Below are 25324 nucleotides of genomic sequence, written 5' to 3' on the forward strand. Positions count from 1 at the left end.
GGTTTTTCAACGGCCTGCTAGTACTCTGCAATTAATTTGAAACACCTATGTCATCCAATCCGATGACATATCAAGACTTCTTGTAACAATGCTCAAACCAGAAATCGCCCCCATCCTCAGGTGCGCCGCTGCCTCACCCAGGCTCAAGAGGCGTTCTGCCTCCTTGACCGCGCTCGCGGCTTCGCTGATGCTGTCGGGCGCGGCCTGGGCACAGCAGGCGCTGCCCGGCGCGGAGGCCAGCGCGCCAGCGGATCTGCTGCGCGCCGCCAATGGCAGCAACCCCGCCACTGGCAACGGCATGGCAGGACAGGCCAGGAACCTCGGGACGATGCAGGCCGGCAGCCAGCCAATCCTGCCCGAACTGACGCCCGACAGCAAGCGTCCGGCCGAGCCAGCCAGGCCCAACCAGTTCCAGCGCTTCGTGCAGGAATCGACCGGCAAGCTGCTGCCGGTCTATGGCGCCGAGCTGTTCGCTCAAACGCTGACCTATGCGCCGGTCAGCAATATCGCGCCGCCAGCCAACTATGTGCTGGGCACCGGCGACGAGGTGCAACTGCAGATCTGGGGGGCGGTCGACCTGGCGACCAAGCTGGTGGTCGACAGCAAGGGCCAGATCACCATCCCCAAGGTCGGCGCCGTGACGGTGGCCGGCATCAGCGTCGGCAAGCTCGAGCCCACGCTCAAGGCCCATGTCAACAAGGTCTTCACCAATATCGAGCTGTCGGCCAGCGTGGCCAAGCTGCGCAGCATCCAGGTCTATGTGGTGGGCCAGGCGCAGCGCCCGGGCACCTACACCCTGTCCAGCCTCAGCACCCTGGTCAATGCGCTGTTCGCCAGCGGCGGGCCGAGCGCCAATGGCTCGATGCGCGCGATCCAGCTCAAGCGCGGCAGCCAGCTGGTGGCCACCATCGACCTGTACGACTTCATCGCCAAGGGCGACAAGCTCAACGACCCGTCGCTGCAGCCGGGTGACGTGATCGTGATTCCGCCGGCCGGCCCGCGCGTGGCAGTCACCGGGGCCTATGACCAGGCCGCCATCTACGAACTCAAGCCTGGCCGCAACAAGGTCGGCGAACTGCTGGCACTGGGCGGCGGCGTGCCGACGCTGGCCACACCGCAAAAGGCCTTGCTGGAACGCATCGACCCCAGCGCCAGGCAGTCCCCGCGCCAGGTGCAGGAAATCGCGCTGAACCCGGCCGGCCTGCAGCAGCCGCTGCGCGACGGCGACGTGCTGACCCTGCTGCCGATCAGCCCGGCCTTCGGCAATGCCGTCACGCTGCAGGGCTCGGTGGCGCAACCGCTGCGCCATGCCTGGACTTCGGGCATGAAGGTGGCCGACCTGATCCCGGAGCCCGAGGCGCTGATCAGCCGCGACTACTACCTGCGCAAGAACGCCTTCGTGCAGTTGCAGCCGGAACCCGAAGAAGCCGGACCGGAGGGCAAGGCCAACGATGGGCTGCCGGGCCAGCTCAAGCCGGTTCGCAATGCCAGACAAAATCTCAAGCTGAGGGATGAGAGCAGCAAGGCCGAAGGCGCAGCCATCCTCGACAGCTTCAGCGAAGGCAAGCGGCAGATCAACTGGGACTACGCCGTCATCGAGCGCCTGAACAAGGACACGCTCAGCACCCAGCTGATCCCGTTCAACCTCGGCAAGGCCGTGCTGCTGCACGATCCCGAGCACAACCTGCCGCTGCAACCGGGCGACGTCGTGTCGATCTTCAACCAGACCGACCTGCGACTGCCGACCGAACGCCAGTCGCGCCTGGTGCGCATCGAGGGCGAAGTCGCCGCCCCCGGGGTCTACCAGGTCAAGCCGGGCGAGACGCTGCGCCAACTGATCAAGCGCATCGGCGGCCTGACGCCACAGGCCTATGTCTTCGGCACCGAGTTCACGCGCGAATCGGTGCGGCAGCAGCAGCAAAAGAACCTGGATCAGGTGATCGCCAAGCTCGAGGCCTCGCTGTCCTCGCAGTCCAGCACCCAGCTCGCCAACCTGGGCGCCGACCGGGCGGCCCAGGCCGCCGCCATGGTGGAGGCGCAAAAGCAGAGCCAGCAGCAGCAACTGGCGCGGCTCAAGAGCCTGCGCAGCAACGGCCGGGTGGCACTCGAGCTGTCGCCGACCCAGAACAGCCTGGCGGCCCTGCCCGATGTCCCGCTGGAAGATGGCGACCGCATCGTCATGCCGTCCACGCCGGGCTTCGTCGCGGCCTTCGGAGCCGTCAACAACGAGAACGTGTTCGTCCACAAGCCAGGCCGCACGGTCGAGGATGTGCTGCGCATCGCTGGCGTGACCGAGGATGGCGAGCTCGACCAGGCCTTCGTGCTGCGTGCCGACGGCACCGTGGTGGCGCGCAAGGACCGCTCGGGCTGGTTCGGCGGCAGCTTCGACTCGCTCGCGCTGATGCCTGGCGACACCGTGGTGGTGCCGCAGAAGGTCGACCGCGAAAGCAAGTGGACCTTCATCACCCGTGCGGTCAAGGACTGGACGCAGATCCTGGCCAACCTGGGCCTGGGCATCGCTGCCATCAACACGCTGTAAGGGGCTGACATGAACGAAACCGTCGCCCCCAAGAGCCCCGGCACGCCCAACAGCAACGAAGTCAGCCTGCTCGACCTGCTGCAGATCGTCGCCGACAACATCAAGCTGCTGACCCTGGGGCCGCTGGCCGTGGGCGCCACCGCGCTGGCCATCAGCTTCGCGATTCCGCCCACCTACACCGCCGCAACGAAGTTCCTGCCGCCACAGCAGCAGCAAAGCGTGACTGCCGGCATGCTGTCCAGCCTGGGCGCCCTGGGTGGGCTGGCCGGCGCAGCAGCCGGGCTCAAGAACCCGGCCGACCAGTACGTGGCCTATCTCAAGAGCGAGAACGTGCAGGACGTGCTGATCGAGCGCTTCAAGCTGCTGGAACGCTATGACGAGAAATACAAGGTCGATGCGCGCAAGGAGCTGAGCAAGAATGCCCGCATCAGCGTCGGCAAGGACGGACTGATCACGGTCGAGGTCGACGACAAGGAGGCCCAGGTGTCGGCCGAGCTGGCCAACGCCCATGTCGAGGAACTGCGACGCCTGCTGGGCCAGCTGGCAGTGACCGAAGCACAGCAACGGCGTCTGTTCTTCGAAAAGCAACTGAACCAGACACAGGACAAGCTGACCCAGGCCGAACGGGCGCTGCGCAACAGCGGCGTCGATGCCTCGGCGCTCAAGAGCAACCCGCAGGCCGCGGTGACGGCGGTGGCGCAGCTGCAGGCCCAGGTGACGGCGCAGGAAGTCAAGGTCGCCAGCCTGCGCGGCTACCTGGCCGAATCGGCCCCCGACTTCAGGCAGGCCATGACCGAACTCGGCGCGCTGCGCGCCCAGCTCAACAAGCTCGAAAACGCCAACAGCAAGACCGGCGGCGATGGGGACTACACCGCACGCTACCGCGAGTTCAAGTACCAGGAAACCCTGTTCGAGCTGTTCGCCAAGCAGTACGAACTGGCCCGGCTCGACGAGGCACGCGAAGGCGCGGTCGTCCAGGTGCTGGACCTGGCCCAGACGCCGGAGAAGCGGTCCAAGCCCAGGAAGGCGCTGATCACCATCATGGCCACGCTGGGCAGCGGCTTCGCACTGTTGCTGTACGTGTTCATCAGGCAGGGCCTGCGCAACACCAGGCAGTCGAGCGAAACGGCGGAGAAACTCGCCCGGATTCGCCGCAGCCTTGGCTTCAAATCCTAACAACAAGCCCGGCCAGGCCCTGGGGGGCCGTTTCATGCAAGTCAACAACAATTCAAATGGGGCAATCGGCCCCCACCGCTTCAGCGCCAGGACCCAGGTCTGGGCGCAAGCCTTTGTCATGCTGGGCATCGAAGCCATCGCCCTGCACACCCCCACTTTCTGGGGACTGACGCCCAACCAGGCACAGTACGAAATCCTGGCACTGGGCTGGCTGCTGTGGTTCGGGCTGGCCAGACGCATCTACACCGAACGCCGGCCGTTCTGGAACGAGCTGCTCTATGTCGTGCTGGCAGCCTTTGCCATCACGCTGCTGGCAGCAGGGCTCGCGCTGACGAGTTCGACGGCGTTCTCGCTGGGCGCCAGTGCCCAGCTGCTGGCCTACGTGATCCTGGCGGTACTGGCAGGCAGGCTGCTGTCCCACCAGCTGCTCAAGGCCCTGGGGCTGTGGGTCAAGCCCACGCTGATCTTTGGCGATGGCAACAATGCGATCCAGGCCTGCCTCGCGCTGCGCAGCGAACCCTGGATGGGCATGGCGGTCAAGGGTTTCGCCAGCCTGCAAGGCGGCAAGGCGCGCGAGATCCCGGCCGGCCTGCCGGCCAGCTTTGCCTGGCAGGACCGGCCCGAATCCTGGCAGCTGGTCCGGCAGTACTACCAGTGCGTGATCGCGGTCGAACCCGACGAAGCCGAGCAACGCGACCAGCTGATCCGGCAGCTGGCCCGGCATCATGTCAACAATGTGCATGTGATCCCGGCCATGCGCGGCATCCCGCTGTTCGGCCTCGAGACCTCGCATTTCCAGAGCCATGAAGTGCTGATGATCCATCTGCAGAACAATCTGGATCGCCCCATCTTTCAGGCGGTCAAGCGAGTCTTCGATCTCGTGACTGCCAGCTTGTCGCTGCTGCTGCTGAGCCCTTTGATGCTGGTGTTGGCAGTCCTGGTCAAGCGCGACGGCGGTCCGGCCTTCTTCGGCCATACCCGCATCGGGCAGAATGGCCAGCCGTTCAAGTGCTACAAGTTCCGCTCGATGGTGGTCAACTCGCAGGAGGTACTGGCCCAGCTGCTCGCCAGCAGCGCCGAGGCACGCGCCGAATGGGAGAAAGACTTCAAGCTCAAGAACGACCCGCGCGTGAGCCGGATTGGCGACATCCTGCGCAAGACCAGCCTGGACGAACTGCCGCAGCTCTGGAACGTCATCAAGGGCGAGATGAGCCTGGTGGGACCGCGTCCGGTGGTCAAGGCCGAACTCGAACGCTATGGCGAGGATGTGTCCTACTACCTCGAGGCCAAGCCCGGCGTGACCGGCTTGTGGCAGGTCAGCGGCCGCAACGACGTGGACTACGACACGCGCGTCTACCTGGACGCCTGGTACGTCAAGAACTGGTCGCTGTGGACCGACATCTCGATCCTGTTCAAGACCGTCGGAGTGGTGCTGGGTCGCGATGGCGCCTACTGAGGCAGGCAGCGATTCAGACCCGCACCCGATTCACACCCAACCGAGTCAAATGAAAATGTCCAACTTTTCCGAAGTCAAGAACCCAGAGACCAAAATCAACGTTGCCGACAGGACCTTCATCGGCAAGAACGTCGTCCTGGGCAGCCGCTGCAAGGAAATCAACATCGGCTATGGCTGCTTCATCGGCAACGACATCTACATAGACGTGGATTACCTGACCATCGGTGACTACACGACCATCCACCATGGCTCCATCATCCACGGCATCAAGACCCAGATCGGACACAATTGCTGGTTCGGCCACTACACCATCATCGACTCGCTGGGCGGCAATACGCGCATAGGCAACAACGTGGGCGTCGGGGCGCACTCGCAGCTATGGAGCCACATGAAGTTCGGCGACGTGCTCAACGGCTGCCGCTGGAACTCGTCCTCCAGCCTGACGCTCGACGACGATGTCTGGCTGGTCGGCCACAGCATCGTGGGCCCGATCCACGCCAAGGAAAAGTCCATGCTGATGACCGGCGGCGTGGCCGTCAAGGACATGGACAGCAACAGCATCTACGCGGGCTCGCCGGCGAAGAACGTCAGCGACAAGTTCGGCGTCCAGTTCGAGGAAGTCGCCTACGAGGAAAAATGCCGCCGCTTCCTGCAGCTGCGCGCCGAATTCTGCGCCGCGACCGGCATCGACGAGCAGCTGTTTGTCCTGGTCGACGAGTTCAGCCAGCAAGACGGGGTCACCCAGTTCAACCTGCATGAGCGCTCCTATCGCCCAATCCGCAGCGCGGAGGAATACCAGTTCATCAAGTTCATGCTCTACGACAAGGCCAAGTGGCTACCTGCCCTGGCCGCCTGAAGCGAAGCTTGAGCCACGCCATCGACTGATCCGAAAATCCCGCCAGGCCAGCGCTCCCGCCTGCATCCGCCTGGAACACCTGTCAGCAGCATGAACAGCATCCCCTTCAACAAACCCTATCTGCACGGCCGCGAACTGGTCTACATCGCCCAGGCGGTCGCCTCCGGCAAGATCTCTGGCGACGGCCTGTTCACGAAGAAATGCCATGCATTCTTCGAGCAGCGCTACGGATTCGGCAAGACCCTGATGACCACGTCCTGCACCGACGCGCTCGAGATGTCGGCGATCCTGCTGAACATCCAGCCGGGCGACGAAGTCATCGTGCCGGCCTTCACCTTCGTCTCCAGCGCCAACGCCTTCGCGCTGCGCGGCGCCAGGATCGTCTTTGCCGACAGCGAAGCCGACAACCCCAACGTCAGCGTGGCGGCGATCGAGGCCCTGATCTCGCCGCGCACCAAAGCCATCGTCGTGGTCCACTATGCCGGCGTCGCCTGCGACATGGACCCGATCCTGGCACTGGCAGCGCAGCACTCGATCCCGGTGGTCGAGGATGCCGCCCAGGCGATCGACTCCTACTACAAGGGCCGGCCGCTCGGCGGCCTGGGCGTCATGGGCACCTTCTCGTTCCACGAGACCAAGAACGTGATTGCCGGCGAAGGCGGCCTGCTGGCGATCAACGACAGCGCCTATGTCAACCGGGCCGAGATCATCCGCGAGAAGGGCACCAACCGCAGCTCCTTCTTCCGCGGCGAAGTCGACAAGTACGGCTGGGTCGACATCGGATCGTCCTTCCTGCCTTCCGACATCATTTCGGCCTACCTGTTCGCGCAGCTGGAGAACCTGGACCTGATCCAGGCTCGGCGCAAGCAGCTCTGGCAACAGTACTGGGACGCGCTGGCCCCGGTGCTGCCGAAGTTCGGCATCGGACTGCCGGTGATCCCGGACTATGCGACCAACAACGCGCACATGTTCTACCTGGTCTGCCCGAGCCTGGAGCTGCGGACCCGGCTGATCGAGGGCCTCAGGAGCCACGGCATCCACGCCGTCTTCCACTACCTGTCGCTGCACAGCAGCCCCTACTACGCCGACAAGCATGACGGCCGCCGCATTCCCAACAGCGACCGCTTCTCGGACTGCCTGGTCCGGCTGCCGCTGTTCTACGAACTGTCCGATGAGCAATGCGCCTATGTGTGCGACAAGATCATCCAGATACTGAGCGAGAACCGCTGAGCGCGCCTGCGCCCGGCTCCGAATGAAAGACCTCAAGAAAACCCTGTATCTCGGCCTCGGGCTGGGAGTCAAGCTGATCGCCGGCCTGTTTGCCGTCAAGCTCTGCGCCCAGCTGCTCGGCCCCGAAGCCTTCGGCGTGACCGGGCAGCTCGGCAGCCTGCTGTCCGTGGTGTCGCTGCTGGCCGGAGCAGGCGTCTCGGTCGGCATGACCAAGGTCTATGCCGGTGCCGAATTCCCTCCCGAATCCCGCCCGGACTGGATCAGGGCGGCCCGCTGGATCGCCCTGGGTTCTGCGGGGCTGCTGTCGGTGCTGTTCCTGCTGGCTTCCGGCTGGGTCAGCGAACAGCTGTTCAACGGCAACGAACATTCCCATTGGCTGCTCGGCGGCCTGGTGCTGGGCACCCTGCCCGTCGCCTTCGCCGGCATCGGCCAGGGCAAGATCAATGGCTCGCACCGGGATGACCTCTATGCCCTGTCGATCGCACTGGGCAGCGCGCTCGGGTTGCTCGGGCTCTGGGGGCTGGGGCGCTACCTGGGGCCGACCGGTGCCTTGCTGGGAATGATCTGGCTGGTGGTGGCGCAGGCGCTGGTGATGAACCTCTTCGGCGCACGTATCGGCCGGACTCCGGCCTCGAGTGCGACGGCAGCGGCGACGGCGACGATCCCGGAACTGAAGTCCAAGGCCAGGTTCCTGCTGGGCTACGGCATGTTGTCGATCGCGGCCGGGGCGATCATCCCGATCGTCTACATCTTCATCCGGCTGCTGGTGCAGGAACACAACGGCGACCGGATCTTCGGCCTCTGGCAGGCGAGCTTGCGGATCTCTGAGGCGTACAACCAGCTGCCGCTCATGCTGCTGTCGGTGGTGCTGTTTGCGCGCTTCGCCAGCTCGGCCGCCGAGCCGCTCAACCTGGAGCAGGTCCGGAAAACCTATCTGTTCATCGCGGCCATGATGGCCGGCATCGCCGGCTTCGTCTACCTCACCCGCCCCTACTGGATCGAGCTGGTCTTCACCTCGGATTTCGCGCCGATGGAGGCCTTCGTCCCCTGGCAACTGGCCGGCGACAGCTTGAAGATACTTTCTTATGTCGGCACCACCATACTGGCGGCACGCGGGGCCGTGAAGCTGTGCATCTACGGGGAGCTTCTGCAGGGGGTCCTGCTGGGCGCAAGCAGTCTATTGCTGGTGCCGCAGTTTCCAGTGCATGGCATGTTCTACGCCTATGTGCTGAGCTATGCCATTTACTTCGCAGCCACCGCTACCACCTTGCTGAGAACAAAAAGGTGACACCTTAATGAAATTGCTGATCGTCAACCTCCACCTCGATATTGGAGGCGTCGAAACCTTGCTGGCCCGCCTGATTCCTATCTTCAAGGCAAAGGGCATCGAAGTCACGCTGCTGCTGATTCGGCGCAAGTGCAACCCGGAGCTGCTTGCCAAGCTGGATGGCAGCTGCACCATCCGCTTCCTGGACGAACTGTTCCCGTTCAGCAAGAAGAAAATCAACGACAGGCTGGGTGAGAAGTTCGACATCGTCTTCTGCACCATCTCATACGCCCTGATCATCGGCGGCTGGCTGGTCAAGCGTGCCGGCCTGGGCTATCCCAAGTTCGTGCCCGCCGTCTTTCAAACCCAGATCTACTGCGAAGACAGTGATGCCTATTACTGGCGCCTGACACGCCACCTGGTGGCCAAGGAGATTGCTCCCAGGTCCATGATATTTGGCAACAATGCGAGCCGGGACATCCATGCCCAGAAACTGGGAGTGGATTACTCCAAGTCGGCCGTCGTGCGCCTGTTTGTCGATGTCGACAAGTATGAGTTCAAGTACCGGCAGGATATCCCGAGAAGGAAGATCGTCTCCATAGGCAAGGTCATCTCCTACAAGACCTACAACTTCACCATGCTCGATGTCATCGCCTCGCTGCTACGCGAGGGCCATGAGGTCGAATGGCATGTCTACGGCGACGGGCCGCAACTCGCGGAACTGGCCGAGACCGTCAAGCAGAGAAAGCTCGAGGGCCAGGTAGTCCTGCACGGTGCCTTGCCATACTCGAAGTTCGAATCCGTTCTTGCCGATGCCTTCCTGTTCGTGGGCTCTGGAACCTCATTGATCGAGGCCGCCGCCTGCGGCGTACCATCGCTGACCACCATCGAATACTCGGAAACTCCAATATCCTACGGATTCATCAGCGAAATCGTCGGCTTCGACATGATCGAGCCGGGACTCGACATGCCCACCCACCTGCTGGGCGACAAGATCAAGTTCCTGCTCGAATGCGACCCGGCAAGCTACCGGGAAGTCCAGGATGCCTGCCTGGAAAAGGCAAGGCAGTATTCCGGCGACTCCGTCATCGCCGACTACATGAGAGTCTTTGCGGACTCGGCCAGCAACGGCTCCTGTATCCGTGTTTCCTCGCTCCAGCTGCTGCGTGTCTTCACCAGCTTCGTCGGTTCGAGGCTCCAAAGACTGATTTTTGCTGCCAAGTGAACTGCATGCAAGATATCGTCTTTAGATTGCGCAAATGAAGCAGAACTACACACTCAACCTGTCCGCCTGGATCGGTGTCGTCTTCCTGTTCTCGCTCTATTTCACGAACACCAACTACGTTCCCTTCAGCGCACTGCCGTTTGCCATGGCGCCCCTCATGGTCGTCCTGGCTTTCGGCGTCACGAGTTCGAACTTCAGCATCGAGAAGCTGCAGCTCTGGGGTGGCGCCTATTACCTGTACAGCGTCATCGGAACGATCGTCTACGACTACAAGTCGCTGTTCGACTATGACTTCTACCGATACGACGGCAACTTCCTGATCTCCTTCCTGCTGCTGATCTGCATTCCGTCGCTTGCCATCCGCATCAACGACTTCGAAGCCAGCTACGGCAAGTTCATCAAGTTCTCGCTCCTCATCGCCCTGCCCAAGGTGGGCTACGACTTCCTGCGCGACGGCGTATCGACGGGCTATTTCGTTGCCACCAATGCCTTCGGCGGATTTGTCATGCTGCTGGTGGCGCAATGCTATTCCACCTTGCTCGAGAAAAGCCAGCGGAACCTGCTCAACTGGGGCTCGCTGCTGCTGGCCCTGATCTACCTGGCGGCATCAACCTCGAGAGGATCGATACTGGGCGTCGTACTCGGCATCATCACCCTGAAGCTGATAGAAAGCGGCAGAAGCCGGCTGGTAGCACTCACCCTGGTCGCCATCCTCATCGCGCAGGCCGTGATCCTGTTCTACACCTACCCGGTCTACCTGGACTATGGCGATCTGGCCATCGAGTATGCCGCCTCGCTGAGCGATGGGACCAAGGAATCCAACGTCATGATCCGGACCTACGAGAACTGGCCCAGGGGCTTGTTTGCCTTCCTGCACTCCCCGATTTTCGGCATTGGCGTGGGCGCGCTGAACGACTTCCCGCTGGTCCTGAAGGAGGACTCGCTGCTGCAGCTGAATGCGGGCGGCAACATCATCTACGACAGCTCCCATGCGCACCACACCTACCTGCATATCCTGGGAGAGCAAGGCATCGTGGGATTGTTCCTGTTCCTGATGATGTGGGTGCATTTCTACCGCTTCATCAAGGAGCTCGAGATCTCGGACCCCATCAAGAGGACGCTGCTGATCACGTTCTGGGCACTCACCTTTGCCAGCTTCACCGAGCACAGGATACCCAGTCCGTCCAACTGCTTTGCATTCTTCACGCTCGTAGCCCTGGCCCATGGCGCACGCTCGAAAGCTCGCGAGAGCTGACGGTTCCACCTTTCCCACCTCTTCATTTCTTCATTGATGCGAATTGCCATAGTCCACGAATGGTTCACTGCCATCGCCGGCTCCGAGAAGGTCGTCGAGCAGATCCTGCACCTGTTCCCGCAGGCCGACGTGTTTGCCGTCCATGCCGATCCTGAAACCGTCAGGAACACTAAGTTCCTGCAAGGGCGCCAGGTCAGGACCAGCTTCATCAGCAAGCTGCCGCGCGCGAACAAGTCCTACCGTTCCTACCTGCCGCTGATGCCGCTGGCGGTCGAGCAGTTCGATCTGTCGGCCTACGACATCGTGATTTCGAGCGCGCACGCTGTCGCCAAGGGCGTGCTGACCGGGCCGGACCAGCTCCACATCAGCTATGTGCATTCGCCGATCCGCTATGCCTGGGACCTGCAGCACCAGTACCTGCGCGAGTCGGGGCTGGAGCACGGGCTCAAGGGCTGGCTCGCCAAGTGGTTGCTGCACAAGATCCGGATCTGGGACTACCGCACGGCAGCGGGCGTGGACCATTTCGTGGCCAATTCGCGCTTCATCGGCCGGCGCATCCACAAGGTCTACGGCCGGGACTCGGATGTCATCTATCCGCCGGTCGATGTCGCGGCCTTCGACTTCTGCGACCAGAAGCAGGACTACTACCTGACCGCCTCGCGCCTGGTGCCCTACAAGCGCATGGACCTGATCGTCCAGGCCTTTGCCCGCATGCCCGACAAGAAGCTGGTGGTGATCGGCGATGGACCTGACATGCCCAAGCTGCAGGCCATTGCCAGCCCCAACGTGACCTTGCTGGGCTACCAGCCCTTTGCCGAGCTGAAGCGGCACATGCAGCAGGCCAAGGCCTTCGTCTTTGCGGCAGAAGAGGACTTCGGCATCACACCGGTCGAGGCCCAGGCCTGTGGCACACCCGTCATCGCCTATGGCAAGGGCGGGTCGCTGGAAACGGTGGTGGACAGCCCCGATCCAGGCAAGGCCACCGGCCTGTGGTTTCCCGAGCAGACCGCGGAGTCGCTCATGGCCGCCGTGCAGCGCTTCGAATCCCTGCCCGCGCCGATCTCGGCCCAGGTCTGCCGGCAGCATGCCGAGCGCTTCTCAGTGCAACGCTTCCGCGACGAATTCGCTGGCTATGTGGACCAGCGCTGGAACCAGTTTCAATCTACCTTGACACGACCATGACCATTCTTGTGACCGGCGGCGCCGGCTTCATCGGCAGCAACTTCGTGCTCGACTGGCTGGCCCAGTCCAACGAGCCCGTCATCAACCTCGACAAGCTGACCTACGCCGGCAACCTCGAGAACCTGGCCTCGCTGCAGGGCAACCCGAACCATGTCTTCGTGCAGGGCGACCTGGGCGACCGCGAGCTGGTCGACCGGCTCTTGGCCGAGCACCGACCGCGCGCCGTGCTCAACTTCGCGGCCGAGTCCCATGTCGACCGCAGCATCCACGGCCCCGAGGACTTCATCCAGACCAACATCCTGGGCACCTTCCGCCTGCTGGAGTCGGTGCGCGCCTACTGGTCGGCGTTGCCGGCCGACGACAAGGCGGCATTCCGCTTCCTGCATGTCAGCACCGACGAGGTCTATGGCACCCTGGCCAAGGAAGACCCCCCCTTCGCCGAGGACAACCGCTACGAGCCCAACAGCCCGTATTCGGCCAGCAAGGCCGCCAGCGACCACCTGGTGCGCGCCTGGCACCACACCTACGGCCTGCCGGTGCTGACCACCAACTGCAGCAACAACTACGGCCCCTACCATTTCCCCGAGAAACTGATCCCGCTGATGATCGTCAACGCCCTGGCCGGCAAGCACCTGCCGGTCTATGGTGACGGCCAGCAGATCCGCGACTGGCTCTACGTCAAGGACCATTGCAGCGCGATCCGCCGCGTGCTCGAAGGCGGCCGACTGGGCGAGACCTACAACGTCGGCGGCTGGAACGAGAAGCCCAACATCGAGATCGTGCAGCGGGTCTGCGCCCTGCTCGACGAGCTGCGCCCCAAGGCCGATGGAACTTCCTACGCGACCCAGATCACCTACGTGACCGACCGCCCGGGCCATGACCGCCGCTACGCGATCGACGCGCGCAAGATCGAGCGCGAGCTGGGCTGGAAGCCGGCCGAGACCTTCGAGACCGGCATCCGCAAGACGGTCGAGTGGTATCTGGCGAACCCGGACTGGGTCGCCCATGTGCAAAGCGGCAGCTACCGCGACTGGGTCGCCAAGCAGTACGCCAGCGAAGCGCCGTCGGCATGAGCGCCGCAGACTTGACGCCGACCATCCTGCTGCTGGGCAAGAACGGCCAGGTCGGCTGGGAACTGCAGCGCAGCCTGGCACCCTTGGGCCAAGTGGTGGCGCTGGATCGGCACAGCAGCGACTACTGCGGCGACCTGTCAAACCTTGAAGGCCTGCAAGCCACCGTGCGTGCGCTCAAGCCGCAGCTGATCGTCAACGCGGCGGCGCATACTGCGGTCGACAAGGCCGAGAGCGAACCCGAGCTGGCCCGGCTGATCAATGCACTGGCACCGCAGGCACTGGCCCAGGCCGCCAGCGAGATCGGCGCCTGGCTGATGCACTACAGCACCGACTATGTCTTCGATGGCAGCGGCGACCAGCCTTGGCAGGAAGATGCTGCCACCGGGCCGCTCAACAGCTACGGCCGCAGCAAGCTCGAGGGCGAGCAACTGATCGCCCAGGCCTGCGAACGGCACCTGATCTTTCGCACCAGTTGGGTCTACGCGGCGCGCGGCGGCAACTTTGCCAAGACCATGCTGCGCCTGGCCAAGGAGCGCGAGCGCCTGAGCGTGATCGACGACCAGCGCGGCGCGCCGACCGGCGCCGAGCTGATCGCCGACGTGACTGCCCATGCCGTGCGGCAGGTCCTGCGCACCGGCACCGGGCAGGGCATCTACCACCTGGCCGCCGCAGGCGAGGCCTCCTGGCATGGCTATGCCAGCCAGGTGGTCGAGACCGCGCGCCGGCTGCAGCCCGGACTCGAACTCAAGGTACAGGCGATCGACCCGGTGCCAACCAGCGCCTTCCCGACCCCGGCCCGGCGACCGCACAACTCACGCCTGGCCACGACCAAGCTGCAGCAGACCTTCGGCCTGACGCTGCCGCCCTGGCAACAGGGCGTCGAGCGCCTGCTGGCCGAGATCCTCTGAAATCCAATAATCGAACCCATCATGACTGATCGCAAAGGCATCATCCTGGCCGGTGGCTCCGGCACCCGTCTCTACCCCGTGACCCAGGCTGTCAGCAAGCAGCTGATGCCGGTCTACGACAAGCCCATGGTCTATTACCCGCTGAGCACGCTGATGCTCAGCGGCATTCGCGACGTGCTGCTGATCAGCACGCCGCAGGACACGCCGCGCTTTGCCGACCTGCTGGGCGACGGCAGCCGATGGGGCATGAACATCCAGTACGCGGTCCAGCCGAGTCCGGACGGCCTGGCCCAGGCCTTCATCATCGGCAAGGACTTCGTCGACAACCGCCCGAGCGCGCTGGTGCTGGGCGACAACATCTTCTACGGCCATGACCTGGCCAAGCAGTTGTACAGCGCCGATGCGCGCACCGAAGGCGCCAGCGTGTTTGCCTACCATGTGCACGACCCCGAGCGCTATGGCGTGGTCGAGTTCGACCAGGAGTTCCGCGCCCTCAGCATCGAGGAAAAGCCCCAGGTGCCCAAGAGCAACTACGCGGTCACGGGACTCTACTTCTACGACAGCCAGGTCTGCGACATCGCGGCCGACATCAAGCCGTCGGCGCGCGGCGAGCTCGAGATCACCGACGTCAACAAGCGCTACCTCGAGCTGGGCCAGCTCAACGTCGAGATCATGGGCCGCGGCTACGCCTGGCTCGACACCGGCACCCACGACAGCCTGCTCGAGGCGGCCAGCTTCATCGCCACGCTGCAAAAGCGCCAGGGCCTGCAGGTGTCCTGCCCGGAGGAAATCGCCTTCCGCCAGGGCTGGATTGACGCCGCCAAGCTGCAGCAACTGGCCGAACCGCTGAAGAAGAATGGCTACGGCCAGTACCTGCTGAGCCTGCTCAAGTAAACCGTCTACCGTCCTACGCCATGCCATTCACCGTCACGCCTACCGCCATTCCCGAAGTCCTGGTGCTCGAACCCAGGGTCTTTGGCGATGCCCGCGGCTTCTTCTACGAGAGCTTCAACGCGCGCGACTTCGCCCAGGCCACCGGGCTGCAGGTCGAGTTCGTGCAGGACAACCACAGCAAGTCGGCGCGCGGCGTGCTGCGCGGCCTGCACTACCAGATCGAGCATGCCCAGGGCAAGCTGGTGCGCGTGGTGCAGGGCGAGGTGTTCGACGTGACCGTCGACCTGCGCCGCAGCTCATCCACCTTCGGCCAGTGGCAGGGCGTGCACCTGAGCGCCGACAACCACAAGCAGCTCTGGGTGCCACCGGGCTTTGCCCATGGCTTCGTGGTGCTGAGCGAATCAGCCGAATTCCTCTACAAGACCACCGACTACTGGTACGCCGAGCACGAGCGCAGCCTGCTCTGGAACGACCCGGCGGTCGGCATCAACTGGCCGATCGACTTCGAGCCGCAGCTGGCGACCAAGGATGCGGCGGCCAAGACGCTGGCCCAGGCCGACCTGTACGAGTAAGACTCCAGCACTGAACCCGACTGCCGCACACCGATGAACAACCCTCTGCTGCTTCCCGTGATCATGGCCGGCGGTTCCGGCACCCGGCTCTGGCCGCTGTCGCGCGAGCTGTTCCCCAAGCAATTCCTGGCGCTCGACGGCCAGCAGTCGATGCTGCAGGCCACCATCGCCCGGCTCGACGGCCTGACCGGCACGCAGCCGCTGGTGATCTGCAACGAGGCGCACCGCTTCCTGGTCGCCGAGCAACTGCGCCAGGTCGCGGCGCTTGCGCGCAACATCCTGCTCGAGCCGGCCGGCCGCAACACCGCGCCAGCGATTGCGCTGGCCGCGCTGCACGCCACCGCCGCAGGGGCTGACCCGCTGCTGCTGGTACTGGCGGCCGACCATGTGATCCAGGACACCCCGGCCTTCCAGGCCGCGGTGCGCACCGCCCTGCCGCTGGCCGAGGCCGGATCGCTGGTCACCTTCGGCATCGTCGCGCGCCAGCCAGAAACCGGCTACGGCTACATCAAGCGCGGTGCGGCGGTGGCCGCTGGCGCCTGGGCGGTCGAGCGCTTCGTCGAGAAGCCGGCGTTCGAAGTCGCCCAGGCCTATGTCGCCAGCGGCGACTACGACTGGAACAGCGGCATGTTCCTGTTCAAGGCCAGCCGTTACTTGCAGGAGCTGGAGCGCCACCGCCCCGACATCCTGGCCGCCTGCCGGGCGGCCATGGCCCAGCCCCAGCCCGATCTCGACTTCGTGCGCGTCGATGCGGCCGCCTTCCGGGCCTGCCCCGACGAATCGATCGACTACGCGGTGATGGAGCCGACCGACGCCGCCGTGGTGGTGCCGATGGATGCCGGCTGGAGCGATGTCGGCGCCTTTGCCGCACTGTGGGAAGTACTGCCGCGGGATGACGACGGCAATGTGCACCGCGGCGACGTGCTGGCGCATGACAGCCACAACAACCTGGTCTTCGCCGAAAACGCGCTGGTCGCCACCGTCGGACTGAACGACCATGTGGTGGTACAAACCAAGGACGCGGTGATGGTGGCGCCGCGCGAGCGCGCCAGCGAGGTCAAGCAGATCGTGGCCCAGCTCAAGGCCAGTGGCCGCAACGAGCACCAGATCCACCGCGAGGTCTACCGGCCCTGGGGCCATTACGACAGCATCGACAGCGGGCCGCGCTACCAGGTCAAGCGCATCACGGTCAAGCCGGGCCAGAAGCTGTCGGTGCAGATGCACCACCACCGCGCCGAGCACTGGATCGTGGTCAGCGGCACCGCGCGCGTCACGCTCGAGGGCCAGGATCACCTGCTGACCGAGAACCAGTCGATCTACCTGCCGGTGGGCGCGGTGCACGCGCTCGAGAACCCGGGCAAGATCCCGCTCGAGCTGATCGAGGTCCAGGTCGGCAGCTACCTGGGCGAGGACGACATCGTCCGCCTGGAAGACCGTTACGGTAGAGCCTGAACCCCATGAATATTCTCTTGACCGGCGGCGCCGGCTACATCGGCAGCCACAACTACGTGGCGCTGCTCGAGGCGGGCTATCAACCCGTGATCCTGGACAACTTCGCCAACAGCCACCCGGAGGTGCTGAAGCGGCTCGAGCGCATCACCGGCCAGCCGGCGACCTGCGAGCGCGGCGACGTGCGCGACCGGCCCTTCGTCGAGGCGGTGCTCAGGCGCCACGAGATCGGCGCCGTGCTGCATTTCGCTGGCCTCAAGGCCGTCGGCGAGAGCGTGCGCGAGCCGCTGGCCTACTACGAGAACAATGTGGCCGGCACCGTGACCCTGTGCCAGGCGATGGCTGCGGCCGGCGTGTTCCGGCTGGTGTTCAGCAGCTCGGCCACGGTGTATGGCGAACACAACCCGGTCCCCTACCGCGAGGACCAGCCGACGGGGGAGCCGACCAGCCCCTACGGCAAATCCAAGCTGATGGTCGAGCAGCTGCTGCAGGACCTGCAGCGCTCCGATCCGCGCTGGGCGATCGCGGTGCTGCGCTACTTCAACCCGGTCGGCGCGCACGAGAGCGGCCTGATCGGCGAAGACCCGAACGGCATCCCGAACAACCTGCTGCCCTATGTCAGCCAGGTCGCGGTCGGCAAGCTCAAGGAGCTCGCCGTCTTCGGCGACGACTACCCGACCCCGGACGGCACCGGCCGGCGCGACTACATCCATGTGGTCGACCTGGCCGACGGCCACCTGAAGGCACTGCAGGCGCTGGAAACCCAGGCCGGTCTGCGCACCTGGAACCTGGGCACCGGCATCGGCTACAGCGTGCTCGACATCGTGCGCGCCTTCGAGCAGGCCTCGGGACGGGCGGTGCCCTACCGCATCGCGCCGCGCCGCCCGGGCGACCTGGCCGAATACTGGGCCGACGCGAGCAAGGCGCAGGCCGAACTGGGCTGGCAAGCCAGCCGAGGCCTGGACCGGATGATGCTTGACACCTGGCGCTGGCAGAGCGGCAACCCGGACGGCTACCGCTGAGTCGCGCCAGCAAGCCCTGGCTCAGGCAGCACCGGTAAACTCGGGGCACCGTCGGCGCCACGGGCGCTGCCACCCGATACCCACCGAAAGCCCCCACATTGTTTGCATTGTTCGATGAAGCCGGCAAGTTCATGACCGGCCGCGTGATGTCCGAGGCCGAAAGCTCGCTGCAGATCGAGCTCGACAGCGGCAAGCGCGTCAAGGTCAAGTCCGCCAACCTGCTGCTCAAGTTCGAGAAGCCCGCCCCCGCCGCGCTGATGGCCAGCGCCCAGGCGCTGGCCGAGCAGATCGAGCTCGACCTGGCCTGGGAGTTCGCGTCCGAGCAGGAGTTCGGCTTCGCCGACCTGGCGGCCGACTATTTCCAGGACCCGCCGACGACCGAGCAGCAGGTCGCCGCCCTGCTGCGCCTGAGCGAGGCGCCGCACTACTTCCGCCGCGCCGGCAAGGGCCGCTACAAGAAGGCGGCGGCCGAGGTGCTGCAGCAGGCGCTGGCCGCGATCGAGAAGAAGAAGGCGGTGCAGGCCCAGATCGAGGCCTGGACCGCCGAGCTGGTCGAGGGCAAATGCCCGCAGCCGGTGCGCGACCAGCTCTACAAGATCCTGTTCAAGCCCGACAAGAACGCGCCCGAGTACAAGGCGGTCGCGCACGCCGCACACCAGACCCATCTGCCGCCGCTGACGCTGCTGCAGAACGCCGGTGCGATCCAGAACGCCTACCAGTTCCACTGGCAGCGTTTCCTGTTCGAGCATTTCCCCAAGGGCACGGGCTTCCCGGCGCTGCAGGCGGCGCCGATCGGCGACCAGCTGCCGCTGGCCCCGGTGCAGGCCTTCTCGATCGACGACTCGAGCACGACCGAGATCGACGATGCGCTGTCGGTGCAGGGCCTGGGCAGCGGAACCGTGACCATAGGCATCCACATCGCGGCGCCGGGCCTGGCGATCCAGCCCGACGACGCGATCGACAAGGTGGCGCGCCACCGCCTGTCCACCGTCTACATGCCGGGGCACAAGATCACCATGCTGCCCGATGCGGTGGTGCAGACCTACACGCTCGAGTCCGGCGGCAACCGACCCGCGCTGTCGCTGTACCTGACGCTGGACGAGGCCGAGCTGACCGTGCAGGCCAGCGAGACCCGGCTCGAGCTGGTGCCGATCGCACACAACCTGCGCCATGACCAGCTCGACCGCGCCATCACCGCCGACTGGCTGGACAACCCGGCCGCGCCGGCCGGCGCCGAGCTGTCGGACGAGATCGCCGCGCTGCGCCCGGAACTGTCGCTGCTGTTCCGCCTGGCCAAGGTCTGCAAGGCGCGGCGCGAAGTCGTGCGCGGCAAGCCCGAGAACTTCACCCGCCCCGACTACACCTTCAAGCTCGAGGACGTGGCAGGCGACGAGCCGCATGGCGACGAGACCGTCCTCATCGGCACTCGCTCGCGCGGCGCGCCGCTCGACCTGATGGTGGCCGAGGCCATGATCCTGGCCAACAGCCACTGGGGCATGTGGCTGGCCGAATGTGGCGTGCCGGGCATCTACCGCAGCCAGGCCAGCCTGGCGCCAGGCGTCAAGGTGCGCATGGGCGCGAAGGCGCTGCCGCACGCCGGCATCGGCGTGCCGGCCTATGCCTGGAGCACCTCACCGCTGCGCCGCTACACCGACCTGGTCAACCAGTGGCAGATCATCGCCTGCGTGCGCCACGGCAAGACCGCCGCGCTGGCAGCACCGTTCCGCCCCAAGGATGCGCAGCTGTTCGCGGTCATCAGCGCCTTCGACGCCGCCTACGGCGCCTACAACCAGTTCCAGAACGGCATGGAACGCTACTGGACCCTGCATTACCTGCAGCAGCACGGCATCACCGAGCTGACCGCGAGCGTGATCAAGGACGGTCTGGTGCGCGCCGACGAGCTGCCGCTGGTGCTGAGCGTGCTGGGCGCCGAGGGCCTGCCGCGCGGTGCCCAGGTGCGGGTGCGCCTGGGCCGGATCGACGACATCTCGCTCGAGGTCGGCGGCACCGTGATCGAGCGGCTCGAAGCGCCGGCGCTGTCGGAAGAAGCCATGGCCGAGGAAGCCGAGGAGGACGCCGAGCTCGCCGCGCCGATCGCGATCCAGATGGACCTGGGCGAGGAAGAGGCGGCTGGCGCTGCGCCGGCCGCTGCGCCCGAGGCGGGCGCGCAGTAAGGCCTGGCGATGGCTCTGCTGCGGCGCTGGCTGTTCTGGCTGTTCGCGGCCTTCGTCGCGCTGCAGCTGTTCTTCGTCGGCCGCATCGCGTTGATGGCGCTGGTCGACCCGCAGAGCACGGCCTTCCAGCGCTCGGAGGCCTGGCGGCTCGCAAGCTCGGCCCAGTGGCGCTGGTCGCAGCAATGGCGCAGCTACGAGCAGATCTCGCCCCAGCTCAAGCGAGCGGTGATCGCCTCCGAGGACGGCGGCTTCACCGCGCACGAGGGGGTGGACTGGGACGCGCTCGAATCGGCCTGGCTCAGGAACGAGAAGCTGGCACAGCAGGCCGAACGCCGGGCGGCGCAGGCCGCCGATCCGGCCAAGGTCAAGCCAGCCAAGGTGGTCGGAGGCTCGACCATCACCCAGCAGCTGGCCAAGAACCTGCTGCTGTCGGGCGAGCGCAGCCTGCTGCGCAAGGGCCAGGAGCTGGTGCTGACGCTGGCGCTCGAGGCCTGCCTCGACAAGCGCCGCATACTCGAGATCTACCTCAACAGCGTCGAGTGGGGCGAAGGCGTGTTCGGCGCCGAGGCTGCCGCGCGGCGCTACTTCAACAAGCCGGCCAGCCAGCTCAATGGCTGGGAGGCAGCCAGGCTCGCGGTCATGCTGCCGGCGCCCCGGCGCTACGAGAAGCGGCCCAATTCGCCCTATCTGACCGGGCGCGCCTCGACCATACTCGCGCGCATGGGCGCGGTCGCCCCGCCCTGATCCGCGCCGGCCGGCAGCGCCGACCAGCCCTGACCAGGCCCGACAATAGGCGCATGAGAATCCTAGGAATCGACCCCGGCCTGCAGGCCACCGGCTTTGGCGTGATCGACGTCGAAGGTCCGCACATGGACTATGTGGCCAGCGGCACCATCCGGACCAGCCCGGCCGAGGGCGCGCTGCTGCCCGAGCGGCTCAAGGTCATCTTCGACGGCATCAGCGAGGTGGTGCAGCGCTACCAGCCGACGGTGGCGGTGTGCGAGATCGTGTTCGTCAACGTCAACCCGCAGGCGACGCTGATCCTGGGCCAGGCACGCGGCTGCTGCCTGACCGCGCTGGTCGCCAACGGCCTGCCGGTGGCCGAGTACACCGCGCTGCAACTCAAGAAAGCCGTGACCGGCCACGGCAAGGCGGCCAAGGAACAGGTGCAGGAGATGGTGCGGCGCCTGCTCGAGCTGCCCGGCCTGCCGGGCAAGGATGCCGCCGACGCGCTGGGCCTGTGCATCACCCATGCGCAGGTGGCGCGCACCACCAGTGCGATCCGCCAGGTCGGCAAGCTGCAGGCGCGCACCCACGCGGCCTACAAGGACGGGCGCATCTACTGAAGCGGACGGGGCTTCAGGCCTGGCCCTCGTGGACGATCTTCCAGCTGCCGGCCTCGCGCCTCCAGTACTGGACCTTTTTCTGGCTGCTGGCACCAGCCCTGCTGCGACCTTGCTGCTCGAAATTCACCACCAGCAGATCGTCCTGGCCAGGATTGCGGAAGATCGACAGCTTGTCGGCATCGATCTCGAGGTCGGCGTTCTTTTCGTCGGCGCGCCAGGCATCAAGCAGACCAGCCAGGGCATCGCGCTCGCGCTGCCATTGCGATTGTGAAATCCACTCGACCTGGTCGCTGATGATGACGGGCGTCACGCCATCCTGCAGATAGGCCGACACGGCATCGATGTCGGGATTCGTCAGCACGATGCAGCCCTTGGAAGCCAGTGGCGGTCGGGCGAAGGTATCGGACTGGGTGCCATGAAGCCAGATGCCGCTGCCGCCACGTCCGCGCTGGCGGTCCCAGGTATTGGGATAGTTGAGCGTGAAGGCGGCCGAGCCGTAAAGGTCGATCAGCTGGTCCTTGGGTACGGTACGGGTTACCCGATAAACGCCCAGCGGGGTCTTCTTGTCGCCTTCCCTGAACTTGTCGGTACCCAGCTCGCCCTGAGTCACGTAGTAATCGGCCACCAGGCGAGGAAAGCCCCCGTCGTTGCGGAACAGGTAGAGCCGCGAGCGACCCGCGTCGACGACCACTGCGTGGCTTTGCTCGGGCGCCATCTTGATCAGGTGGCGCGGCACATGCCCCGCCGGCGGCCGTTCCCGGTAACTGTTGAGCCGGACCAGGGCCTCGGCCTGCAAGGCCGATGTCCGATCGGCCGGAGCAAGCGCGCCGAAACTGGCGACCGGCTGGATCTGGGCCAGCAACAGATCACCCTTGATCAGATGCCCGAGGCGGTAATTGGGAAAGCGCTGCACCAGCTGTTCGACCAGTTCGAGCGCGACATCGAGCTGCTGCGTCTCGATCCGGTCGAAGATGCGCTTGAGCAGGGCCGTCCACGCTGTCGGGCGGCGGCTGGATCGCTCCCGCGTCCGGCCCTGCAACCGGGGCAGAGCCGGCTGCCAGCGCGCCATCCTGCGGCGCACCAAAGAGCTTGTTTTCCAGCGACAGCATGCCGAGCCCGTGGGTATTGAACAGCAGCAGGGTGGCAATGACGGCAAAGGTGCGCAACACCATGGGCTATTTCTCCGACTTGATGCGCCATTTGCCGCCGTAGCTGGCCAGGGTCAGCAGCTTCACGGTCGAATTCTTGAAACTGCCGGCCTGGTAATGCTGCAGGAATTTCACCTTGGCGACGCCGTCCTGAACGAGCACCTCGGGCTTTTCTATCTCGATCTGGATCCGATCCCGCTTGCCGAGGATGCGCTGGGTCCGTTCGCGCTCCCAGTCCTTGCGGCTCTGACCGCGCGGCACGCTGAAATCAGGTGCGTAGGCCGCCAGATAGGCCTTCATGTCCTTGCGCATCCAGGCTTGCGACCAGTTGTCGACGGCCCGCCTGACATCAGCATGGGGCGACGGTGGAGTCGTGCCGGATTTGCTTTCACTGGCCGCCGGGGTCGATGGGGTCTCGGCAGTGACAGCCACTGGAGAGAAGGGTTGCGGGACGGCAAGCGATGCAGTGGTCGACATGGCCGGCAATGCGGCAACGGCGACCGGCTTGCCGATGCCGGTCTCGAGCGCCTTGCCCGGTGCTCCAGTCGGTGCGCGCAGCTTGTTCAGCAGCACCAGATTCTTGCTGGCTTGGGGAGCCGGGCCGGACTCATGGCCCAAGGCCTTGTCGTAAGCCTGCTTGGCCAAGCTGCCATAGGTGTGGCGCAAGTTACCCGTCACGGCAGACAGGGCCGGATCGAGCTTGAGCGCGGCTTCCAGCGTGACGCGGGCCTTGTCGTAATCCTGCTGGCGCGCATACAGCGCGCCCAGGTTGTTGTAGGCCTCGAGCAATTGGGGCGCATCCTGGGTCAACTGCGCGAAGATCGCAATCGCTTGCGCGGGATCATTGCTCTCGGCCAGGATGACACCCTTCAGGAAGCGCGCATCGATGCTGTTCGGACGAGCCGTCAGATGCTGGTTGACCTTGGCCAAGGCCTGCTTGAGCTCGCCGCGTTCGACCAGTTTCTGGACTTCAGGCAGCTCTTGCGCCGTGACGAGCGAGGAGCTGGTCGCCGCAAGCATGGCAAGCAGCAAACAGGGGCCCGACCCAGCCTTCGAGAGGAAACTCAAGATTCGATCCATTTTGACCCAGCAATCGACACAGAGACCATCGCCTGACTCATACCGAATGTCGGCGAAGCGCCAGCAATCCGATAGGCAAGCCTGCTTGCACACCGTCCGAGCGGCTGTTTTCAACAAAGCTATGGGGCTGCTTCCGGGAAAACAGCCCCATTCTGTGACAAACGTTTACATTTTAGCAGGCTTGGCCTGCCCTGCTGTCAGGATGACATCAATGCACCCCCGTGACGCTACAAGCCGATGCGGGTGGCGGGCAACGGCCTACCAGGACATGGCAAGCTGGGCGAAGCCCCTGGGCGCCTGGCTGTCCTTGTCGAAGCTGACGATCTCGTAGCTGTCGGGCTGGGCCAGCAGCGCGCGCAGCAGCTGGTTGTTCATCGCGTGGCCGCTGCGGTAGGCGCTGTAGGCCGCCAGCAGCGGCTTGCCGACGATGTAGAGATCGCCCATCGCGTCGAGGATCTTGTGCTTGGCGAACTCGTCCTGGTAGCGCAGCCCGTCGGCGTTGAGCACCTTGTAGTCGTCGAGCACGATCGCGTTGTCGAGCCCGCCACCGAGCGCCAGGCCGTGCGAGCGCATCATCTCGACGTCGCGCGTGAAGCCGAAGGTGCGCGCGCGCGCGATCTCGCGCGAATACTGACCGCTGCCGAGGTCGAACTCGACCGCCTGCCCGGTCGCGCTGACGGCCGGATGATCGAACTCGATCTGGAAGCTGAGCTTGAAGCCGTGGTAAGGATCGAGCCGGGCCCACTTGAGGCTGCGGCCCTCGCCCTCGCGCACCTCGACGGTCTTGAGCACGCGGATGAAGCGGCGCGGCGCGTCCTGCGCCACGCTGCCCGCGCTCTGCAGCAGGTAGACGAAGGAGGCGGCCGAGCCGTCGAGGATCGGCACTTCCTCGGCCGTGATGTCGATCACGAGGTTGTCGATCCCGAGGCCGGCGCAGGCGCTCATGATGTGCTCGATGGTGTGCACCTTGGCCTTGCCGTGCGAGATCGTCGAGGCCAGCCGGGTGTCGGTCACCGAGCTCGCCGTGACCGGGATCTCGACCGGTTCGGCCAGGTCGACGCGGCGAAAAACGATGCCGCTGTCGGGCGGCGCCGGGCGCAGCGTCAGCTCGACGCGCTGGCCGCTGTGCAGGCCGACGCCGACGGCCTTGGTCAGGGTCTTGAGGGTGCGTTGCGCGATCATGGGCAAATTATCCCGGATCGCGCGTCTCCGCGTCGCCAGCGGGGCCGATGCCGGACGGATCCGCCGGAATCAGTGGGTCAGCGACATGCAGGCGCCCGGGCAACCCTCGAACAAAGGCTGGCCATACAGATCAGCCTGACCAGCCTCGAGCCGACCCGGAACGGGCCTGAACTCAGATCAGCGTCCACCCATCGTAGGGACCGTGGGTATTGACCCCTATCGGACTCGCGCCCTCCATCAGCCAGACCGCAGCGGCCCCGTTGGCATTGGTCCACAGCAGATCGGTGTTG

20 protein-coding genes and 1 pseudogene are annotated in these 25324 nt (G+C 65.1%); 18 read left to right on the forward strand and 3 right to left on the reverse strand.

What is annotated here, in order from left to right:
* Positions 1–163 precede the first annotated feature (163 nt).
* From C6P64_RS14755 to ruvC, 18 genes and pseudogenes are all read left to right on the forward strand, one after another.
* On the forward strand, positions 164–2539 hold the full coding sequence (locus C6P64_RS14755; protein WP_245911749.1) for an SLBB domain-containing protein: 2376 nt from the start codon (positions 164–166) through the stop codon (positions 2537–2539).
* Positions 2540–2548: 9 nt separating this feature from the next.
* The gene (locus C6P64_RS14760) at positions 2549–3715 is read left to right on the forward strand and encodes a Wzz/FepE/Etk N-terminal domain-containing protein (RefSeq protein WP_105749318.1); all 1167 of its coding nucleotides are present in this window, start codon (positions 2549–2551) and stop codon (positions 3713–3715) included.
* A gap of 34 nt (positions 3716–3749) precedes the next feature.
* Positions 3750–5171: an undecaprenyl-phosphate galactose phosphotransferase WbaP gene (gene wbaP / locus C6P64_RS14765; RefSeq protein WP_105749319.1), complete on the forward strand. Its 1422-nt coding sequence runs from the start codon at positions 3750–3752 to the stop codon at positions 5169–5171.
* A gap of 49 nt (positions 5172–5220) precedes the next feature.
* Positions 5221–6027 carry an acyltransferase gene (locus C6P64_RS14770; RefSeq protein WP_105749320.1) on the forward strand — a complete coding sequence of 269 codons (807 nt, stop codon included), beginning with the start codon at positions 5221–5223 and terminating at the stop codon, positions 6025–6027.
* A gap of 90 nt (positions 6028–6117) precedes the next feature.
* Positions 6118–7257, forward strand: coding sequence for a dTDP-4-amino-4,6-dideoxygalactose transaminase (gene rffA, locus C6P64_RS14775; RefSeq protein ID WP_105749321.1), 1140 nt, complete (start codon positions 6118–6120; stop codon positions 7255–7257).
* A gap of 22 nt (positions 7258–7279) precedes the next feature.
* Positions 7280–8545 (forward strand): MATE family efflux transporter, encoded by a 1266-nt coding sequence (locus C6P64_RS14780; RefSeq protein WP_105749322.1) that lies wholly within the window; start codon positions 7280–7282, stop codon positions 8543–8545.
* Positions 8546–8552: 7 nt separating this feature from the next.
* Entirely contained in the window at positions 8553–9749 is a 1197-nt protein-coding gene (locus tag C6P64_RS14785) for a glycosyltransferase family 4 protein (protein WP_105749323.1), read from the forward strand.
* 34 nt (positions 9750–9783) lie between these two features.
* Positions 9784–11004, forward strand: a complete 1221-nt coding sequence (locus C6P64_RS14790) for an O-antigen ligase family protein (RefSeq protein ID WP_105749324.1) — start codon at positions 9784–9786, stop codon at positions 11002–11004.
* Positions 11005–11040: 36 nt separating this feature from the next.
* A pseudogene (locus tag C6P64_RS14795) lies at positions 11041–12141 on the forward strand (glycosyltransferase family 4 protein); the annotation flags it as partial.
* Between the two features lie 41 nt (positions 12142–12182).
* Positions 12183–13259 carry a dTDP-glucose 4,6-dehydratase gene (gene rfbB, locus C6P64_RS14800; protein ID WP_105749326.1) on the forward strand — a complete coding sequence of 359 codons (1077 nt, stop codon included), beginning with the start codon at positions 12183–12185 and terminating at the stop codon, positions 13257–13259.
* Positions 13256–14167, forward strand: a complete 912-nt coding sequence (rfbD, locus tag C6P64_RS14805) for a dTDP-4-dehydrorhamnose reductase (RefSeq protein ID WP_105749327.1) — start codon at positions 13256–13258, stop codon at positions 14165–14167. The genes rfbB and rfbD overlap by 4 nt, the downstream gene beginning before the upstream one ends.
* A 21-nt stretch (positions 14168–14188) precedes the next feature.
* Entirely contained in the window at positions 14189–15061 is an 873-nt protein-coding gene (gene rfbA / locus C6P64_RS14810) for a glucose-1-phosphate thymidylyltransferase RfbA (RefSeq protein WP_105749328.1), read from the forward strand.
* Positions 15062–15081: 20 nt separating this feature from the next.
* The gene (rfbC, locus tag C6P64_RS14815; RefSeq protein ID WP_105749329.1) at positions 15082–15633 is read left to right on the forward strand and encodes a dTDP-4-dehydrorhamnose 3,5-epimerase; all 552 of its coding nucleotides are present in this window, start codon (positions 15082–15084) and stop codon (positions 15631–15633) included.
* A 33-nt stretch (positions 15634–15666) separates the two neighbouring features.
* The gene (locus C6P64_RS14820; RefSeq protein WP_105749330.1) at positions 15667–17085 is read left to right on the forward strand and encodes a mannose-1-phosphate guanylyltransferase/mannose-6-phosphate isomerase; all 1419 of its coding nucleotides are present in this window, start codon (positions 15667–15669) and stop codon (positions 17083–17085) included.
* 5 nt (positions 17086–17090) lie between these two features.
* Positions 17091–18104, forward strand: coding sequence for a UDP-glucose 4-epimerase GalE (galE, locus tag C6P64_RS14825; RefSeq protein ID WP_105749331.1), 1014 nt, complete (start codon positions 17091–17093; stop codon positions 18102–18104).
* A 98-nt stretch (positions 18105–18202) separates the two neighbouring features.
* Positions 18203–20278, forward strand: a complete 2076-nt coding sequence (locus C6P64_RS14830) for a ribonuclease catalytic domain-containing protein (protein ID WP_105749332.1) — start codon at positions 18203–18205, stop codon at positions 20276–20278.
* 9 nt (positions 20279–20287) lie between these two features.
* Entirely contained in the window at positions 20288–21022 is a 735-nt protein-coding gene (gene mtgA, locus C6P64_RS14835; protein WP_105749333.1) for a monofunctional biosynthetic peptidoglycan transglycosylase, read from the forward strand.
* Between the two features lie 53 nt (positions 21023–21075).
* Positions 21076–21624, forward strand: coding sequence for a crossover junction endodeoxyribonuclease RuvC (ruvC, locus tag C6P64_RS14840; RefSeq protein ID WP_105749334.1), 549 nt, complete (start codon positions 21076–21078; stop codon positions 21622–21624).
* Positions 21625–21637: 13 nt separating this feature from the next.
* Here the strand turns inward: ruvC and C6P64_RS14845 are convergent, their stop codons facing one another.
* The 3 genes from C6P64_RS14845 to lpxC all read right to left on the reverse strand — a co-directional run bounded on the left by C6P64_RS14845 (position 21638) and on the right by lpxC (position 25034).
* Positions 21638–22693 (reverse strand): L,D-transpeptidase family protein, encoded by a 1056-nt coding sequence (locus C6P64_RS14845; protein WP_105749335.1) that lies wholly within the window; start codon positions 22691–22693, stop codon positions 21638–21640.
* Positions 22694–22799: 106 nt separating this feature from the next.
* Positions 22800–23966: a nuclear transport factor 2 family protein gene (locus C6P64_RS14850; RefSeq protein WP_170073120.1), complete on the reverse strand. Its 1167-nt coding sequence runs from the start codon at positions 23964–23966 to the stop codon at positions 22800–22802.
* Between the two features lie 144 nt (positions 23967–24110).
* Complete coding sequence (lpxC, locus tag C6P64_RS14855) at positions 24111–25034, reverse strand: UDP-3-O-acyl-N-acetylglucosamine deacetylase (protein ID WP_105749337.1); 924 nt, start codon at positions 25032–25034, stop codon at positions 24111–24113.
* Positions 25035–25324 lie beyond the last annotated feature (290 nt).

The organism is Malikia granosa, from assembly GCF_002980595.1.
Lineage (GTDB): Bacteria > Pseudomonadota > Gammaproteobacteria > Burkholderiales > Burkholderiaceae_C > Malikia > Malikia granosa.

Bases quoted from the DNA above. Each gene is read 5' to 3' on its own strand.
- ruvC (WP_105749334.1), top strand. From the start codon at position 21,076: ATGAGAATCCTAGGAATCGACCCCGGCCTGCAGGCCACCGGCTTTGGC.
- galE (WP_105749331.1), top strand. From the start codon at position 17,091: ATGAATATTCTCTTGACCGGCGGCGCCGGCTACATCGGCAGCCACAAC.
- C6P64_RS14760 (WP_105749318.1), top strand. From the start codon at position 2,549: ATGAACGAAACCGTCGCCCCCAAGAGCCCCGGCACGCCCAACAGCAAC.
- rfbB (WP_105749326.1), top strand. From the start codon at position 12,183: ATGACCATTCTTGTGACCGGCGGCGCCGGCTTCATCGGCAGCAACTTC.
- rffA (WP_105749321.1), top strand. From the start codon at position 6,118: ATGAACAGCATCCCCTTCAACAAACCCTATCTGCACGGCCGCGAACTG.
- rfbC (WP_105749329.1), top strand. From the start codon at position 15,082: ATGCCATTCACCGTCACGCCTACCGCCATTCCCGAAGTCCTGGTGCTC.
- C6P64_RS14770 (WP_105749320.1), top strand. From the start codon at position 5,221: ATGAAAATGTCCAACTTTTCCGAAGTCAAGAACCCAGAGACCAAAATC.
- C6P64_RS14785 (WP_105749323.1), top strand. From the start codon at position 8,553: ATGAAATTGCTGATCGTCAACCTCCACCTCGATATTGGAGGCGTCGAA.
- mtgA (WP_105749333.1), top strand. From the start codon at position 20,288: ATGGCTCTGCTGCGGCGCTGGCTGTTCTGGCTGTTCGCGGCCTTCGTC.
- rfbD (WP_105749327.1), top strand. From the start codon at position 13,256: ATGAGCGCCGCAGACTTGACGCCGACCATCCTGCTGCTGGGCAAGAAC.
- C6P64_RS14820 (WP_105749330.1), top strand. From the start codon at position 15,667: ATGAACAACCCTCTGCTGCTTCCCGTGATCATGGCCGGCGGTTCCGGC.
- wbaP (WP_105749319.1), top strand. From the start codon at position 3,750: ATGCAAGTCAACAACAATTCAAATGGGGCAATCGGCCCCCACCGCTTC.
- C6P64_RS14845 (WP_105749335.1), bottom strand. From the start codon at position 22,693: ATGGCGCGCTGGCAGCCGGCTCTGCCCCGGTTGCAGGGCCGGACGCGG.
- C6P64_RS14790 (WP_105749324.1), top strand. From the start codon at position 9,784: ATGAAGCAGAACTACACACTCAACCTGTCCGCCTGGATCGGTGTCGTC.
- lpxC (WP_105749337.1), bottom strand. From the start codon at position 25,034: ATGATCGCGCAACGCACCCTCAAGACCCTGACCAAGGCCGTCGGCGTC.
- rfbA (WP_105749328.1), top strand. From the start codon at position 14,189: ATGACTGATCGCAAAGGCATCATCCTGGCCGGTGGCTCCGGCACCCGT.
- C6P64_RS14780 (WP_105749322.1), top strand. From the start codon at position 7,280: ATGAAAGACCTCAAGAAAACCCTGTATCTCGGCCTCGGGCTGGGAGTC.